The 14,160-nt window shown below is 61.9% G+C and carries 13 protein-coding genes; 9 read left to right on the plus strand and 4 right to left on the minus strand.

Annotation, left to right across the window (positions count from 1 at the left end):
- Positions 1-9: 9 nt before the first annotated feature.
- Complete coding sequence (gene purE / locus AOA60_RS21030; RefSeq protein ID WP_003176980.1) at positions 10-501, minus strand: 5-(carboxyamino)imidazole ribonucleotide mutase; 492 nt, start codon at positions 499-501, stop codon at positions 10-12.
- 716 nt (positions 502-1,217) lie between these two features.
- Positions 1,218-2,126 carry a LysR substrate-binding domain-containing protein gene (locus tag AOA60_RS21035; protein WP_053127569.1) on the minus strand — a complete coding sequence of 303 codons (909 nt, stop codon included), beginning with the start codon at positions 2,124-2,126 and terminating at the stop codon, positions 1,218-1,220.
- 182 nt (positions 2,127-2,308) lie between these two features.
- Between AOA60_RS21035 and aspA the strand changes: the two genes are divergently transcribed.
- The 3 genes from aspA to AOA60_RS21050 all read left to right on the plus strand — a co-directional run bounded on the left by aspA (position 2,309) and on the right by AOA60_RS21050 (position 6,633).
- Entirely contained in the window at positions 2,309-3,733 is a 1,425-nt protein-coding gene (aspA, locus tag AOA60_RS21040; protein ID WP_032884466.1) for an aspartate ammonia-lyase, read from the plus strand.
- Positions 3,734-4,123: 390 nt separating this feature from the next.
- A complete protein-coding gene (locus tag AOA60_RS21045) occupies positions 4,124-5,569 on the plus strand; it encodes a sodium:alanine symporter family protein (RefSeq protein WP_099586066.1) in 1,446 nt (481 codons plus the stop codon).
- A 77-nt stretch (positions 5,570-5,646) separates the two neighbouring features.
- Positions 5,647-6,633: an asparaginase gene (locus tag AOA60_RS21050; protein ID WP_099586067.1), complete on the plus strand. Its 987-nt coding sequence runs from the start codon at positions 5,647-5,649 to the stop codon at positions 6,631-6,633.
- A gap of 40 nt (positions 6,634-6,673) precedes the next feature.
- Here AOA60_RS21050 and AOA60_RS21055 read toward each other — a convergent pair whose 3' ends face one another.
- Complete coding sequence (locus AOA60_RS21055; RefSeq protein ID WP_099586068.1) at positions 6,674-8,221, minus strand: PLP-dependent aminotransferase family protein; 1,548 nt, start codon at positions 8,219-8,221, stop codon at positions 6,674-6,676.
- Positions 8,222-8,311: 90 nt separating this feature from the next.
- On the opposite strand from AOA60_RS21055, the gene AOA60_RS21060 reads away from it, so the two are divergent.
- From AOA60_RS21060 to AOA60_RS21070, 3 genes are read left to right on the plus strand one after another with little or no spacing between them, the layout of a single operon-like run.
- Entirely contained in the window at positions 8,312-8,950 is a 639-nt protein-coding gene (locus tag AOA60_RS21060; RefSeq protein WP_099586069.1) for an FMN-binding negative transcriptional regulator, read from the plus strand.
- A complete protein-coding gene (locus AOA60_RS21065; protein ID WP_099586070.1) occupies positions 8,947-9,393 on the plus strand; it encodes a GNAT family N-acetyltransferase in 447 nt (148 codons plus the stop codon). The genes AOA60_RS21060 and AOA60_RS21065 overlap by 4 nt, the downstream gene beginning before the upstream one ends.
- Before the next feature lie 10 nt (positions 9,394-9,403).
- Positions 9,404-10,078 carry a GNAT family N-acetyltransferase gene (locus AOA60_RS21070; RefSeq protein WP_099586071.1) on the plus strand — a complete coding sequence of 225 codons (675 nt, stop codon included), beginning with the start codon at positions 9,404-9,406 and terminating at the stop codon, positions 10,076-10,078.
- A gap of 3 nt (positions 10,079-10,081) precedes the next feature.
- Here the strand turns inward: AOA60_RS21070 and AOA60_RS21075 are convergent, their stop codons facing one another.
- Positions 10,082-10,978 (minus strand): homocysteine S-methyltransferase family protein, encoded by an 897-nt coding sequence (locus tag AOA60_RS21075; protein ID WP_099586072.1) that lies wholly within the window; start codon positions 10,976-10,978, stop codon positions 10,082-10,084.
- 112 nt (positions 10,979-11,090) lie between these two features.
- On the opposite strand from AOA60_RS21075, the gene AOA60_RS21080 reads away from it, so the two are divergent.
- The 3 genes from AOA60_RS21080 (at position 11,091) to AOA60_RS21090 (ending at position 14,135) form a co-directional block, all read left to right on the plus strand.
- On the plus strand, positions 11,091-11,912 hold the full coding sequence (locus AOA60_RS21080) for an ABC transporter substrate-binding protein (protein WP_099586073.1): 822 nt from the start codon (positions 11,091-11,093) through the stop codon (positions 11,910-11,912).
- The gene (locus AOA60_RS21085; protein ID WP_099586074.1) at positions 11,909-12,679 is read left to right on the plus strand and encodes an amino acid ABC transporter permease; all 771 of its coding nucleotides are present in this window, start codon (positions 11,909-11,911) and stop codon (positions 12,677-12,679) included. Before AOA60_RS21080 ends, AOA60_RS21085 begins: the two co-directional genes overlap by 4 nt.
- 145 nt (positions 12,680-12,824) lie before the next feature.
- Positions 12,825-14,135: an autotransporter domain-containing protein gene (locus AOA60_RS21090; protein WP_099586075.1), complete on the plus strand. Its 1,311-nt coding sequence runs from the start codon at positions 12,825-12,827 to the stop codon at positions 14,133-14,135.
- The last annotated feature ends 25 nt before the right edge of the window (positions 14,136-14,160 follow it).

Raw genomic sequence — 14,160 nt, forward strand, 5'->3', positions numbered from 1 at the left:
TCAACAACCTCAGGCGATACGTGGGTCTGGATTGTCCAGCACGCTGTCTGTCTGCTCAGCACGGAATTTTTTCAGCACCGCGTGGAACTGCGGATGCTTGGCGCCCAGGATGCTGGCGGACAGCAGGGCAGCGTTGATCGCACCAGCCTTGCCGATCGCCAGGGTAGCCACCGGGATACCGGCCGGCATCTGCACGATGGACAACAGCGAATCCACGCCCGAGAGCATTGCCGACTGCACCGGTACGCCCAGCACTGGCAGGTGAGTCTTGGCTGCACACATGCCCGGCAGGTGCGCTGCGCCGCCGGCACCGGCGATGATTACCTCGATGCCACGGGATTCTGCTTCATCGGCATACTGGAACAGCAAATCCGGGGTGCGGTGGGCAGAGACCACTTTCACTTCATACGGAATGCCGAGTTTTTCCAGCATATCGGCGGTGTGGCTAAGGGTGGACCAATCGGACTTGGAGCCCATGATCACGCCAACCAATGCACTCATCGTCGTGCCTCTTCTCTCTGGGCGCCCGCAGGCGCGTCAAAAAACAACAAGCCACGCGGGAAATCCGGCGTGGCTTGGTGTACGAATTAAGGCCGGTTGGACCGGCCGAAGGCCGCGCAGTATACCGTAATAATCCAGATAAACAGCCCCTGGGATGACCATCTGTCTTACCGCCCAAACCGGCGGTTTTATTGACTCAAGAGTCAGTACAAAACACCGCAAAACCCTGTGGGAGGGGCGGTTCGACGATTCGACTTGCCCCCGATGAGCATGGGTATCTACACAACTCTTAAAGGCTGACACATAACCCTGTGGTGAGCGGGCTTGTCCCGCGCTGGGCTGCGAAGCAGCCCCAAAACGTTCACCTCGATTGATTCTGGCACTCTGCGGTGACCTTATTGGGGCTGCTTCGCAGCCCAGCGCGGGACAAGCCCGCTCACCACAACAGCCCATTTGCCATAGATTCAGCATCCACCGGAAGTTGTGCTGATACACCGCCATCGGGGGCAAGCCCTAATGCCGGTCAGTTAAGAGATAAAAGGGCAAAAAGTAACCTGTGGCGAGGGAGCTTGCTCCCGTTGGACTGCGCAGCAGTCCCATTTTTGGGGCCGCTTCGCGGCCCAGCGGGAGCAAGCTCCCTCGCCACAGGTACGGTGTTCGCCCTTAACTGACTGGCATTAGGGCAAGCCCCCTCCCACATTCGATTCGTGTTTGGCTCAGGTACTTTGGGCAGCGCCACCTTCCAACTTGCGCCACAACAACCGCACATTCGCCTTGCGCACCAACGCACACCGATACAGACGAATCTCCAGCGGCACATGCCATTGCGGCCCGCCGCACACCACCAGTTCGCCACGGGCCAATTCCGCCCGCACACTCAGTTGCGGCACCCAGGCGATGCCCAGGCCTTCCAGGGCCATGCTTTTGAGGCTGTCGGCCATGGCGGTTTCGTACACGGTGGTAAAACGCAGTGCGCGCTGGCGCAGCAGTAAATGCACCGAACGCCCGAGGAAGGCACCCGCGCTGTAGGCCAGCAACGGCACGCTGCCCTCGCCTTCCAGGTCAAACAGCGGTTTGCCGTCGGCATCGGCGGCGCACACCGGGAGCATTTCGGTGTTGCCCAAATGCAGCGACGGGAAGATTTCCGCGTCCATCTGCATCGCCGCGTCCGGGTCGTAGAACGCCAGCATCAGGTCGCAGCCACCTTCGCGCAGGGCGTGCACAGCATCGCCGACGTTGGTGGCGACCAGCCGCGTGGCGATGTTCAAACCCTCGTTGCGCAACTGCGCGATCCAGCGCGGGAAGAAACCCAGCGCCAGGGAGTGGGCGGCGGCCACTTGCATGACTTCGCCCTGCCCGCCTTCCAAATGATGCAAATGGCGCAGCACTTCACCAAGCTGCTCGACCACGGTGCGCGCGGTGACCAGAAACAGTTGCCCCGCCGCCGTCAGCTCCACCGGGGTGCGTGAGCGATTGACCAGAGTCAGCCCGAGCGCGGCCTCAAGGCTGCGGATACGTCGACTGAACGCCGGCTGGGTGACAAAGCGCCGCTCCGCCGCCTGGGAAAAGCTGCGCGTCGCCGCCAAGGCGCTGAAGTCTTCCAGCCATTTGCTCTCAAGGTTCATCACTGCCTCCCACGGGTACGCACCATTTTGGCACACACGCCCGCCATCATAGCCGGGTCACATCTGCATTATGCCGTTTATGCATAGGCCAGTGCTGAACAGCATTGGCCCAAATTTTCCTACAAGCCTAGCATTCGCGGTGTTCCGGCCTGTTCCGGGTCCCTATCGAGATGATTTCCGTCATGTCCTCCGCTGCATCATTCCGCACAGAAAAAGACCTGCTTGGCGTACTCGAAGTACCCGCCCAAGCGTATTACGGCATCCAGACCCTGCGAGCGGTGAATAACTTCCGCCTCTCGGGCGTTCCGATTTCGCATTACCCGAAATTGGTGGTCGGCCTGGCAATGGTCAAGCAAGCAGCCGCTGATGCCAACCGCGAGTTGGGCCAGCTCAGCGAAGCCAAGCACGCTGCCATCAGCGAAGCCTGTGCCCGTCTGATCCGCGGCGATTTCCACGAAGAGTTCGTGGTGGACATGATTCAAGGCGGCGCCGGCACTTCAACCAACATGAATGCCAACGAAGTCATCGCCAACATCGCGCTGGAGGCCATGGGTCACCAGAAGGGCGAATACCAATACCTGCACCCCAACAACGACGTGAACATGGCGCAGTCGACCAACGACGCCTACCCGACCGCGATCCGCCTGGGTCTGCTGCTGGGCCATGACGCGCTTCTGGCCAGCCTCGACAGCCTGATCCAAGCCTTCGCCGCCAAAGGCGTCGAGTTCGGCCATGTGCTCAAAATGGGCCGCACCCAACTGCAAGACGCCGTGCCGATGACCCTCGGCCAGGAATTCCGCGCCTTCGCCACCACCCTCAGCGAAGACCTGGCCCGCCTGAAAACCCTAGCGCCAGAGTTGCTGACCGAAGTGAACCTGGGCGGCACCGCCATCGGCACCGGCATCAACGCCGACCCGCGTTACCAGGCCCTGGCCGTACAACGCCTGGCCACCATCAGCGGCCAGCCGCTGGTACCGGCTGCCGACTTGATCGAAGCCACCTCCGACATGGGCGCCTTCGTGCTGTTCTCCGGCATGCTCAAGCGTACCGCCGTGAAGCTGTCGAAGATCTGCAACGACCTGCGCCTGCTGTCCAGCGGCCCACGCACCGGGATCAACGAGATCAACCTGCCGGCGCGTCAGCCAGGCAGCTCGATCATGCCTGGCAAGGTCAACCCGGTGATCCCGGAAGCCGTGAACCAAGTCGCGTTCCAAGTGATCGGCAACGACCTGGCCCTGACCATGGCGGCCGAAGGCGGCCAGTTGCAACTGAACGTGATGGAGCCGTTGATCGCTTTCAAGATCTTCGACTCGATCCGCCTGCTGCAACGCGCCATGGACATGCTGCGCGAACACTGCATCGTCGGCATCACCGCCAACGAAGCGCGCTGCCGCGAACTGGTGGAGCATTCCATCGGCCTGGTCACCGCGCTGAACCCGTACATCGGCTATGAAAACGCCACCCGCATCGCGCGTATCGCTCTCGAAAGCGGCCGCGGCGTGCTGGAACTGGTGCGCGAAGAAGGCTTGCTCGACGACGCCATGCTCGACGACATCCTGCGCCCCGAAAACATGATCGCTCCACGCTTGGTCCCGTTGAAGGCCTAAGCGTTTGTTGCACTGCTCACCAGGTTGAGGGACTAGACACCTCTCACCTTTTGAGGGCCCGAAGGCTCGTTCTTCAGGCCCTTTTTTTTGCCTCAAGGTTGTGAAATGACGCCCATAAAAAATCCAATATCGCCCTGCAAACCCACCTTGCCTGCAACAGCTTGGCTGAAACCTTTAATCAGCCCGAGCAGACGGATCACGTTCGCCTAGGTATAGTGCCGCCCCTCTCGCGTCTGCGGCCGTCGGTAACGAGGCCCGGTACAGCGCGAAACCGCATGAATAACAACCCGCAAAAGGATTGGGGTCGAACGGTCGTGCACTGCCTGGTGCTTAGCGATTGCGTCGAACCGTCCTGCGTTTGCCATTAGAAAAATCAGCGAGGAACACTCCATGCTCGAAGTCATCAACGACTTCCTCTCAGGGAAAGTACTGATCGTGCTCATTGTCGGGCTCGGCGGTTATTTCACGATCCGCTCGCGTTTCGTACAACTGCGTCACTTTTTCCATATGTTCTCGGTGTTCAAAGACAGCCTGAAGAGCAGCTCCGGCCAACTCAGCTCGTTCCAGGCGCTGATGCTCAGCCTGGCCGGCCGCGTAGGCGCCGGTAACATCGCCGGTGTCGGCATTGCCGTTACCCTTGGCGGCCCAGGTGCCGTGTTCTGGATGTGGGTCACCGCGTTGGTGGGCATGTCGTCGAGCTTTATCGAGTGCTCCCTCGGCCAGCTGTACAAGCGCACTGACGCAGAGGGCACCTACCGTGGCGGCCCGGCCTATTACATCCAGCATGGCCTGCAAAAACGCTGGCTGGGTATGGTGATGGCGTTCCTGCTGCTGGTGACCTTCGGCTTCGCGTTCAACGGCCTGCAAGCCCACGCGGTGACCCACTCGCTCAACAACGCCTTCGGCCTCGACACCACCTATACCGGCCTGGCCCTGGCGGCATTGCTGGGCCTGGTGTTCATCGGCGGGATCAAGCGCATCGCCTCGATCGCCGACCTGCTGGTGCCGGTCAAGACCCTGATCTATATCGCCGTGACCCTGTACGTGATCGTGCTGCAATTCGACCACGTACCGGCCATGCTCGCGACCATCGTCAAGAGCGCGTTCGGCCTCGACCAGGCCTTCGGTGGCCTGGTGGGCAGCGCAATCATCATGGGTGTGAAGCGCGGCGTGTTCGCCAACGAAGCCGGTTTGGGCAGTGCGCCTAACGTGGCAGCGGTGGCCTCCGTAGAACACCCGATCGCCCAGGGCGTGGTCCAGGCGTTCAGCGTGTTCCTCGACACCTTCGTGATCTGCACCTGCACCGCGCTGCTGATCCTGCTTTCCGGCTTCTATACCCCAGGTTTTGAAGGCGACGGCATTGCCCTGACCCAGAACTCCCTGGCGGCAGTGGTCGGTGACTGGGGCCGCATGTTCATCTCGGTGGCCCTGGCGTTGTTCGTGTTCACCTCGATCATGTACAACTACTACCTCGGCGAGAGCAACCTGCGCTTCCTGGTGGGCAATAACCGCAAGGTGCTGATGGGCTACCGCGCATTGGTACTGGCGCTGATTTTCTGGGGCTCCATCGAGAACCTGAGCACGGTGTTCGCGTTTGCCGACATCACCATGACCCTGCTGGCCTTCGTTAACCTGTTCGCCCTGGCGTTCCTGTTCAAGATCGCCATGCGCATCCTGAACGACTACGACAACCAGCGCGCCGCAGGCATCAAGACCCCGGTGTTCGACTCCAGCCAGTTCCCTGACCTGGACCTGGACCGCTCGGCTTGGCCGGCAAACCCGGTGAAATCCGAAGCGGCCCCGGCGGCGGAACTGAGCGCTCAAGCGCAACGTTAATCGCAGCTAGATGACACGCCGCCCGGCCTTGGGCATGCTCTGGGCCCGGCGGCGTTTTTCGTTCAGGAGATTCTTCGATGCAACCAGCTAACAACGTGATGGTGCTCTACACCGGCGGCACCATCGGCATGCAGGCCAGCGCCAATGGCCTGGCCCCGGCATCCGGCTTTGAAGCGCGCATGCGCGAGCAGCTCGCCAACCAGCCAGTGCCCAAGTGGCGCTTCCGGGAAATGGCGCCGCTGATCGACAGCGCCAACATGACGCCCGCTTATTGGCAGCGCCTGCACAGCGCCGTGATCGACGCCGTGAACGAGGGTTGCGACGCGGTGTTGATCCTGCACGGCACCGACACCCTGGCCTACAGCGCAGCCGCCATGAGCTTCCAACTGCTGGGCCTGCCGGCGCCGGTGGTGTTTACCGGCTCGATGTTGCCGGCGGGCGTGCCGGACAGCGATGCCTGGGAAAACGTCAGCGGAGCACTGGCGGCGTTGGATCAAGGCCTGGCGCCCGGCGTGCATTTGTATTTCCACGGCGCGCTGATGGCCCCGACCCGTTGCGCGAAGATCCGCAGCTTTGGTCGCCATCCGTTTGCAGCACTGCAGCGCAGCAGCAGCGCGAGCAAGGCCGATACAACCCCGGCAGCCCTGGACTACCGTGAGCCCAAGGCGCTGGCCAACATCGGTGTGCTGCCGCTGGTGCCGGGCATGAGCGCCGTGCAATTGGATGCCATGATCGACAGCGGTATCCAGGCGGTGGTCCTGGAGTGTTATGGCAGCGGCACCGGCCCCAGCGACAACCCGGCCTTCCTCGACAGCCTCAAACGGGCCCAGGAGCAGGGTGTGGTCGTGGTGGCAATCACGCAATGCCATGAAGGCGGTGTAGAACTGGATGTGTACGAAGCGGGCAGCCGCCTGCGTGGCGTAGGCGTGTTGTCGGGCGGTGGGATGACCCGTGAGGCGGCGTTCGGCAAGCTCAACGCGCTGATCGGCGCCGGCCTCGCCACCGCCGAGGTTCGCCGCCTGGTGGAGCTGGACCTGTGCGGTGAGCTGATCGCCTATACATAATCACCTCCGCCGCTGACCTGTCGGTCCCTTGCATGGACCCTCATGACCAGGCTTTACGCAAGCGCATAAGCGCCTGGGCAATTGCGGCTTCGGGCACCGCTGCGAACCCCAGGACGAGGCCGGCACGTTGGTCGGGCGCGGTGACAGAGTTCGGCAGCCAATAAGTGCTCAGGCCATTGATCTCGACATCGGCGGAACGCGCCTGGGCCAGCAGCTCACGCTCCCGGGCGAGGCTGTCCACGCGTACGGTCAAGTGCAGGCCGGCGGCGACGCCGGGCAATTCGCCAACCCCCGGCAGTGCGTGCGGCCATCCTGCCAGCAAGGTGTTACGCCGACTCAACGCGGCGCGGCGCATGCGGCGAATGTGCCGCTGGAAATGCCCCGTCGCCATGAACTCGGCCATTACCGCCTGGGTGCTGATCTCCGAGTGCCGCACATCCACTGCCCGGCGCTGAGCGAATGCCTGCACCAAGCCTGGCGGCAGTACCAGATACCCGAGGCGCAGCGCCGGGAACGCGACCTTGCCAAAAGTGCCGACGTACAACACCCGTCCACTGCGATCCAGCGCCGCCAAAGGTGCCAGCGGCGCGCCGCTGTAGCGGTACTCGCCATCGTAGTCGTCCTCGATGATCCAACAGCCACGTCGTTCGGCCCAGGCCAACAGTTCCAGGCGCCGCGTCAGGCTCATCACCACGCCCAACGGGTACTGGTGGGATGGGGTGACGTACGCCAAATGACAGTCATCCAGCGCCGACAGCGCCGTGCAGTCGATGCCTTCCTGGTCTACGGCTACGCCATGCAAGGTTGCCCCGGCAACGGCGAAGGCATGGCCGGCGGCGCGGTAGCCTGGGTTTTCAATGGCCACCCCCGTACCGGGCTCAACCAACAGCTGTGCACAAAGGCTGATTGCCTGCTGCGCACCACTGGTGATCACTATTTGCTCAGCACTGCAATGCATACCCCGGGAACTGCGCAGATAAGCAGCGATCAAGCCACGCAAGCGGCCATCACCCGCCGGGTCGCCGTAACACAGCTGCTGAAAGTCCGGCTTGCGCCAGAATGCCGCGTTCAGCTTGGCCCACACGTCGAAAGGGAACAGATCAAAAGCCGGCACGCCCACGCGAAAAGCTCGTGGAGGCCCCGTTGGCGGCAGCGGCAGATGGTTCTTTTCCATCCGCTCAATAGCCGGGCTGTGGATAACCTGCGCCGGGAAATTTTCTGCTGATTCGGCGCAAATTGTGGATAAGGCTGGGGATAAGCCTGTTGAAAACCCTGTGGACAGTTTTGTGGATAATTTTTTTGTCGGACTCGGCGCAGGCGTCAATTGCGCCACATACGTGCCATCACCCACCCGCCCTTCGATAAAACCTTCGGCGTACAGCTGATCGTACGCCCGCACCACGCTGTTGCGGGAGATCGCCAGCGCGGCCGCCAGATCGCGGCTGGCCGGCAAACGTGTGCCGCTGGCCAATCGCCCGTCCAACACCCGTTGGCGCAACGCTTGATAAAGCTGACGGCTAAGGCCCTGGCGGCGATCCAGCTCAATACCGGCGGGGTTGAAGGACAGCGGAGGTTCGATGGCTGGCACGCAATTGGACCTATGAAATAAGCAGTAGATGGCTCTTACAACGAACCATTAGCCTGCCTAGGATGCAGGCATTCGCCAAGGAAAATATTTATGTACACACCTCGCGCCTTCGCCATCGACGACTTGCCTGAAATCCAGCAACTGATCCAGCACACACGCCTGGCGCAGGTGGTGACCTTTGGCGAGCAAGGCCTGCAGGCCAGTCACCTGCCACTGTTGCTCAACCCCGATGAAGGCCCCAACGGCACGCTCTATGGACACCTGGCCAAGGCCAATCCGCAGTGGCGCGACTTGCAAAATGGCAGCGACGCGCTAGTGATTTTCGCAGGCGCCGACGCCTATATCAGCCCGGCGTTCTACCCGGCCAAGGCCGAGCACGGCAAAGTGGTGCCGACCTGGAACTACATCGCCGTCCACGCTTACGGCAAAGCTGAAGTGTTCACCGACGCCGAGCGCCTGCTCGCGCTGGTCAGCGCCCTGACCGAACGCCACGAAACCGGCCGCGCCCAACCCTGGGCCGTCAGCGACGCTCCGGCCGACTACATTGACGGCATGCTCAAGGCCATCGTCGGCTTCGCCCTGCCGATCAAGCGTGTGATCGGCAAACGCAAACTCGGCCAGAACCGCAGCGCGGCAGATATGGCCGGCATGCGCGAAGGCCTGGCCGCCAGCCCCGACGTGCGCGACCAGGCCCTCGCGCGCTTTATTCGCCAAGGAGTTTCAGAATGAGCCAGATCGACATCCGCCCCGTCACCGCCGCCGACCACGCCGCGTGGCTGCCGCTGTGGCAGGCCTATTTGACCTTCTACAACACCGAGCTGCCTGACGCAGTGAGCCAGAGCACCTGGCAACGCCTGATCAACCCCCAGGAACCGACCTACTCGGCCCTGGCCTGGCAGGACGGCAAGGCAGTGGGCATGGTTAACTTCATCTACCACCGCTCCAACTGGAGCATCGAGAACTCCTGCTACCTGCAGGACCTGTTTGTGGACCCGAGCCAGCGCGCTACCGGCGTGGGTCGCAAACTGATCGAATTCGTCTACACCACCGCCAAAGCGGACGGCTGCTGCAAGGTCCACTGGTTGACCCATGAGACCAATGCCACGGCGATTCAGTTGTACGAACGCATCGCCGAACGCCCTGGCTTTATCCAATTTCGCAAAGGCCTTTAAGGAGCGCAGCATGTCCATTTCCCCCGCCGACTGGAAAGGCGTCCCGGCACCCAGCACCCACCTGCTTGAAGGGCGCTTTATTCGCCTGGAAAAACTCGACCCGGCACGCCACGCCGATCAGCTGTGGCAAGCCCTCGATGGCCCCGGCGCCGATCCGAAGCTTTGGGATTACCTGCCTTACGGGCCGTTTACCGAGCGTGCCGCATTCGATGCCTGGCTGAACAACCACGCCGCCAACAGCGACCCGTATTTCTTCAGCGTGGTTGACCGCGCCAGCGGCGAAGTACAGGGCATCCTCAGCCTGATGTCCATCGTCCCGGCCCAGGGCCGCATCGAGATCGGCCACGTCACTTTTGGCGCGCCGATGCAACGCTCGCCGAAAAGCACCGAAGCCGTTTACCTGCTGGCCAAGTACGCATTCGAACAGGGCTACCGCCGCCTGGAATGGAAGTGCAACAACGGCAATGCCCGCTCCAAATACGCGGCCGAGCGGTTGGGGTTCAGTTTCGAGGGAGTGTTCCGCCAGCACATGGTGGTCAAGGGGCAGAACCGCGATACCGCGTGGTATTCGATTCTGGATGGGGAGTGGCCGAAGGTAGGCGCAGGGTTTGAGGCGTGGTTGTCGGAGTCCAACCAGAGCGCTTCGGGTCAGTTGAAAGGCCTGGCGGAGTGCCGCCAGGCTTAAGCCTTACTTCAGCTTTTGGGCCAGCACCGCAATATGCTCCGGCCCGATCCCGCAGCAACCGCCCAAGTGGCTGGCACCGCGTTTCTGCCAGTCCGCAGCCCAATGCAGGTAGCCCGGCGGGTCGAGGTCGTCGCGCAACGGGTCCAGGCCATCATTGGCCGTGGCTTCCTTGGGTTGTGGCGGGAAGGCATTGGCGTAGGCGCCGATCTGGATCGCCACGCCAAGGCGCGCGAAGGTCTGACGCGCCGCGTCGATGGCCGCGCCAATCACTTCCGGCTGGCTGCAATTGAACAACAGCACCTGCACACCCAACTGCGCCGCCGCTTCGGCGGCGTCTGCCACCGGCTCGCCGGAGCGCAGGCGCGGCACGTCGTCGGTGTCTTCGTCTTTCAAGGTAAACGACAGCCAGAACGGCTTGCCATCCTGCGGCAGGCCGGCCTTGATCGCCTTCGCCTCAATGATCGAACTCTGGGTTTCCGCCAGCCACAGATCAACGTGGGGCGCCAGGCCCTGTACCAGAGGCGTCAGCAGTTCGGTCACCCGCTCAGCCTCGAACAGATCGGGGCGATACGAGCCAAACAGCGGCGGCAGCGAACCGGCCACCCGCACGTTTTTGCCCGAGGCCGTCACCGCACGACGCGCCAACTCACCCGCCAACGCCGCCAGGGCTTGGCCTTCAGCCGCAAACCGCGCTTCACCGATATGAAACGGCACCACCGCGTAGCTGTTGCTGGTGATCACGTTGGCACCGCTGTCGATATAGGCCGCGTGCACCGCCTCCACCGCCTGCGGCGCTTCGCTCAAGGCCAACGCCGACCACTCCGGCTGGCGGAACGGCGCGCCACGGCGTTGCAGTTCACGGCCCATGCCACCATCGAGGATTACTGTTTCTGCGCCCATATGCTTTTTACTCATAAGCTTATGAAAATAACTCACTATGAGAGTCGTTCTTATAACTATTTAATACGTTCAATCCGGTTCGTACCAACTCTTTTTTCTAAAGGTGTCCTTCGTGAAACTTAAACCCCTGCTGGCCCTGGGCCTGATGATACTGGCTGCCTCGACCCAAGCCTTCGGCGGGGCCACGCTGGAGCGGATTGAGCAGAAAAAAGAGCTGGTGGGCGTGCTGATGGAAAGCTATCCGCCGTTCTCGTTCCTCAATGACCAGAACCAACTCGACGGCTTCGACGTCGATGTGGCCAAGGCCGTGGCACAAAAGTTGGGCGTAAAGCTGCGCCTGGAAACGCCGTCCTGGGACGTTATCGCCGCCGGCCGCTGGAGCGGGCGCTACGATATCTGCATCTGCTCGATGACCCCGAGCAAGGCCCGCGCCGAAGTGTTTGATTTCCCGGTGGAGTACTACGCTTCCCCGGCCGTGATCGTGGTCAATGCCAAGGATGACCGCATCCACGCCGCCAAGGATCTGAGCGGCAAGAAAGTCGGCCTCACCAGCGCCTCCAGCTATGAGAGCTACCTGAACAAGAACCTGGTGATCGAAGGCGCCGAAGACACGCAGTTGCAGTACCCATTCGAGAACGTGCAGATCGCCCCGTACGACACCGATAACGTCGCCTTCCAGGACCTCGGCCTGGGTGTCGGCGTGCGCCTGGATGCGATCCTCACCAACCTGGTCACCGCCCAACCGCGCCTGACCCAGGACAAGCGCTTCAAGCTGGCTGGCGAACCGCTGTACTCGGAGCCCAACTCAGTGGCCATCGAAAAAGGCGACGCCGCGTGGGACAGCAAAGTGCGTGAGGTGTTTGCCCAGCTCAAGCAGGACGGCACCTTGAGCAAGCTGTCGCAAAAATGGATCGGCGCTGATATCAGCCGATGAGTTTTCGCACACGGCTTTACCTGACCTGGGCGGCGCTGTTCGCCCTGTTTGCCAGTTTCTTCCTGAGCTTTGACCTGAAGTTCTCGATCATTCTCGACAAGCTGCCGAACCTGGTCGGCCTGCATCTGGCGCCCAATGGCTTCCTGCAGGGCGCGGCGTTGACGCTGTTCCTGTGCCTGTGTTCGATTCTGGTGTCGTCGGCGCTGGGTTTCGTCACGGCGCTGGGGCGCCTGTCCCGCAGTGCGGTGGCGTTCGGCATCGCGACCTTCTACGCCTCATTTTTTCGCGGTACGCCGCTGCTGATCCAAATCCTGCTGATCTACCTGGGCCTGCCGCAACTGGGCTTGGTACCTGGGGCGATCACGGCCGGGATCATTGCGCTGTCGCTGAACTATGGCGCCTACCTGAGCGAAATCTTCCGCGCCGGCATCCTCGGCGTGCCCCACGGCCAACGCGAAGCCGCCCTCGCGCTGGGCATGCGCGACAACGCGATCTTTTGGCACGTCACCCTGCCCCAAGCCATGCGTACCATCGTTCCGCCGGCCACCAACCAGTTCATTTCGATGCTCAAGGACTCGTCCCTGATCTCGGTGATGGGCGTGTGGGAGGTGATGTTCCTGGCGCAATCCTATGGCCGTTCGAGCTATCGCTACATCGAGATGCTCACCACCGCGGCGATCATCTATTGGGTGATGTCCCTAGGGCTGGAGCTGATCCAGGCGCGGATGGAGCGTCACTATGGCAAGGGTTACGTTCGGCGTCGGTAAACCGCCGCCATTCGCCCTATCGCCCAGCGTTTCAAATCGCAGCAGACGAGAGACATCTCCCGCAAACCAGTGGCTGCGAGCCTGACATTTATCCTCCCTGTACCTCGCTAAATTCCCCGCCTCATATATCAAGAGGTGGGTTTACATGCGGTTATTACGGAAACAATTCGCGCTGGCCATGACCCTGGTGCTGGGGGCCGTCGGCGCTCAAAACGCACAGGCACGCGGCGACATGGAGCCCGACAGCGAATGGCTCGACCAGCTCGTGACAGGCAACGAAAAAGCTTATCCAGAGCCTGCCATTCCAGCGCCCGAAGACGTCTACCTCGCCGACCACGCCACCAGTCGAAACGGCCTGAGTGTCGCCCGCATGCTGGACTCCGCAGTCCATGACCTGCTGGCGTCGGACGAACTGGGCTATTGGACGAAATACGAACTGGAGGATTACCTCCAGTACTTGGGCAGCCTGGAGCCGGGCCGGCTAGGTGCCGTGCTGGAACAAGTGGCCGGTAGCCAAAACGCCAACCTGGGCACCGCCACCCAAAACAGCATGAAACAGCTGAATGCCAGCCTGCATTCGGCAATACGCCAGTTGGATAACGACACTGGCGAGACGGGCCGCGTTTGGGTCCAAGGCCTGGGCAACAGCGGCAGGCTCGATGGGCAACACGGCAGCGCCGGTTTGAAACAACGCAACCAAGGTCTGTTGCTGGGGGCCGACTGGTCAATCGACCCGGCGTGGCGGATCGGCGTGGTGGGTGGCAAGTCTGGCAGTGAACTGAGCGCCAAGCGTTTCAAGGGCGAATTGGACAGCTGGCACATGGGCGCCTATGCGGTGCGCCAGGACGGGCCGCTGGCGTTGCGCCTGGGTGCGCTTTACAGCAGCCATGCCGGTCGAAACAAACGCGGTGTCGACTTTGACTTCATCGATTATCGCGAGCACCTCACGGGCAAGTACAAAGCCCAGAGCCAAAACGCGTTCACCGAAATGGGCTACCAGTGGGACACGGGCGGCTTGCGCGTCGAGCCCTTTGCCGGTTTGGGTTTCCAGCGTTATCAGCGCGACCGGTTCCAGGAGAAAGGTGGCTACAGTGCCCTGAACGTCGGAACACAAACCCAGCAAAACCTCAGCAGCACCTTCGGCCTGCGCCTGGCCCGCGACTTCAGGCTGGACAACCAGATGACCCTCAAACCGCACCTGAGCACCCAGTGGAAACACCTGTATGGCACCGTCGACAGCCGTGTGCGCCAGTCCTTCGCCGGAGAAAGACGCGAAGACTTCAGCAGCGACTTCACCATCGACGGCACCTCCCTGGACCGCAACAGCCTGGCGATGCGTACTGGCCTGGACATGGCGCTGTCAGCCGAACATAGCGTGGGCCTCACCTATTCCGCCGAGTTCGGCAGCAACAGCCGCAACCAGGGGCTGATGGGCCAATGGGCGATGACGTTCTAAGACGCACAATCGCCTGATCATCAGG

It is taken from the genome of Pseudomonas sp. 2822-17 (assembly GCF_002742485.1).
Lineage (GTDB): Bacteria > Pseudomonadota > Gammaproteobacteria > Pseudomonadales > Pseudomonadaceae > Aquipseudomonas > Aquipseudomonas cyclaminis.

What these genes read in the sequence shown, in the direction of transcription:
- AOA60_RS21090 (WP_099586075.1), top strand. Translation starts at nt 12,825, where the DNA reads ATGCGGTTATTACGGAAACAATTCGCGCTGGCCATGACCCTGGTGCTG.
- AOA60_RS21050 (WP_099586067.1), top strand. Translation starts at nt 5,647, where the DNA reads ATGCAACCAGCTAACAACGTGATGGTGCTCTACACCGGCGGCACCATC.
- AOA60_RS21045 (WP_099586066.1), top strand. Translation starts at nt 4,124, where the DNA reads ATGCTCGAAGTCATCAACGACTTCCTCTCAGGGAAAGTACTGATCGTG.
- AOA60_RS21075 (WP_099586072.1), bottom strand. Translation starts at nt 10,978, where the DNA reads ATGGGCGCAGAAACAGTAATCCTCGATGGTGGCATGGGCCGTGAACTG.
- AOA60_RS21070 (WP_099586071.1), top strand. Translation starts at nt 9,404, where the DNA reads ATGTCCATTTCCCCCGCCGACTGGAAAGGCGTCCCGGCACCCAGCACC.
- purE (WP_003176980.1), bottom strand. Translation starts at nt 501, where the DNA reads ATGAGTGCATTGGTTGGCGTGATCATGGGCTCCAAGTCCGATTGGTCC.
- AOA60_RS21035 (WP_053127569.1), bottom strand. Translation starts at nt 2,126, where the DNA reads ATGAACCTTGAGAGCAAATGGCTGGAAGACTTCAGCGCCTTGGCGGCG.
- AOA60_RS21065 (WP_099586070.1), top strand. Translation starts at nt 8,947, where the DNA reads ATGAGCCAGATCGACATCCGCCCCGTCACCGCCGCCGACCACGCCGCG.
- aspA (WP_032884466.1), top strand. Translation starts at nt 2,309, where the DNA reads ATGTCCTCCGCTGCATCATTCCGCACAGAAAAAGACCTGCTTGGCGTA.
- AOA60_RS21060 (WP_099586069.1), top strand. Translation starts at nt 8,312, where the DNA reads ATGTACACACCTCGCGCCTTCGCCATCGACGACTTGCCTGAAATCCAG.
- AOA60_RS21085 (WP_099586074.1), top strand. Translation starts at nt 11,909, where the DNA reads ATGAGTTTTCGCACACGGCTTTACCTGACCTGGGCGGCGCTGTTCGCC.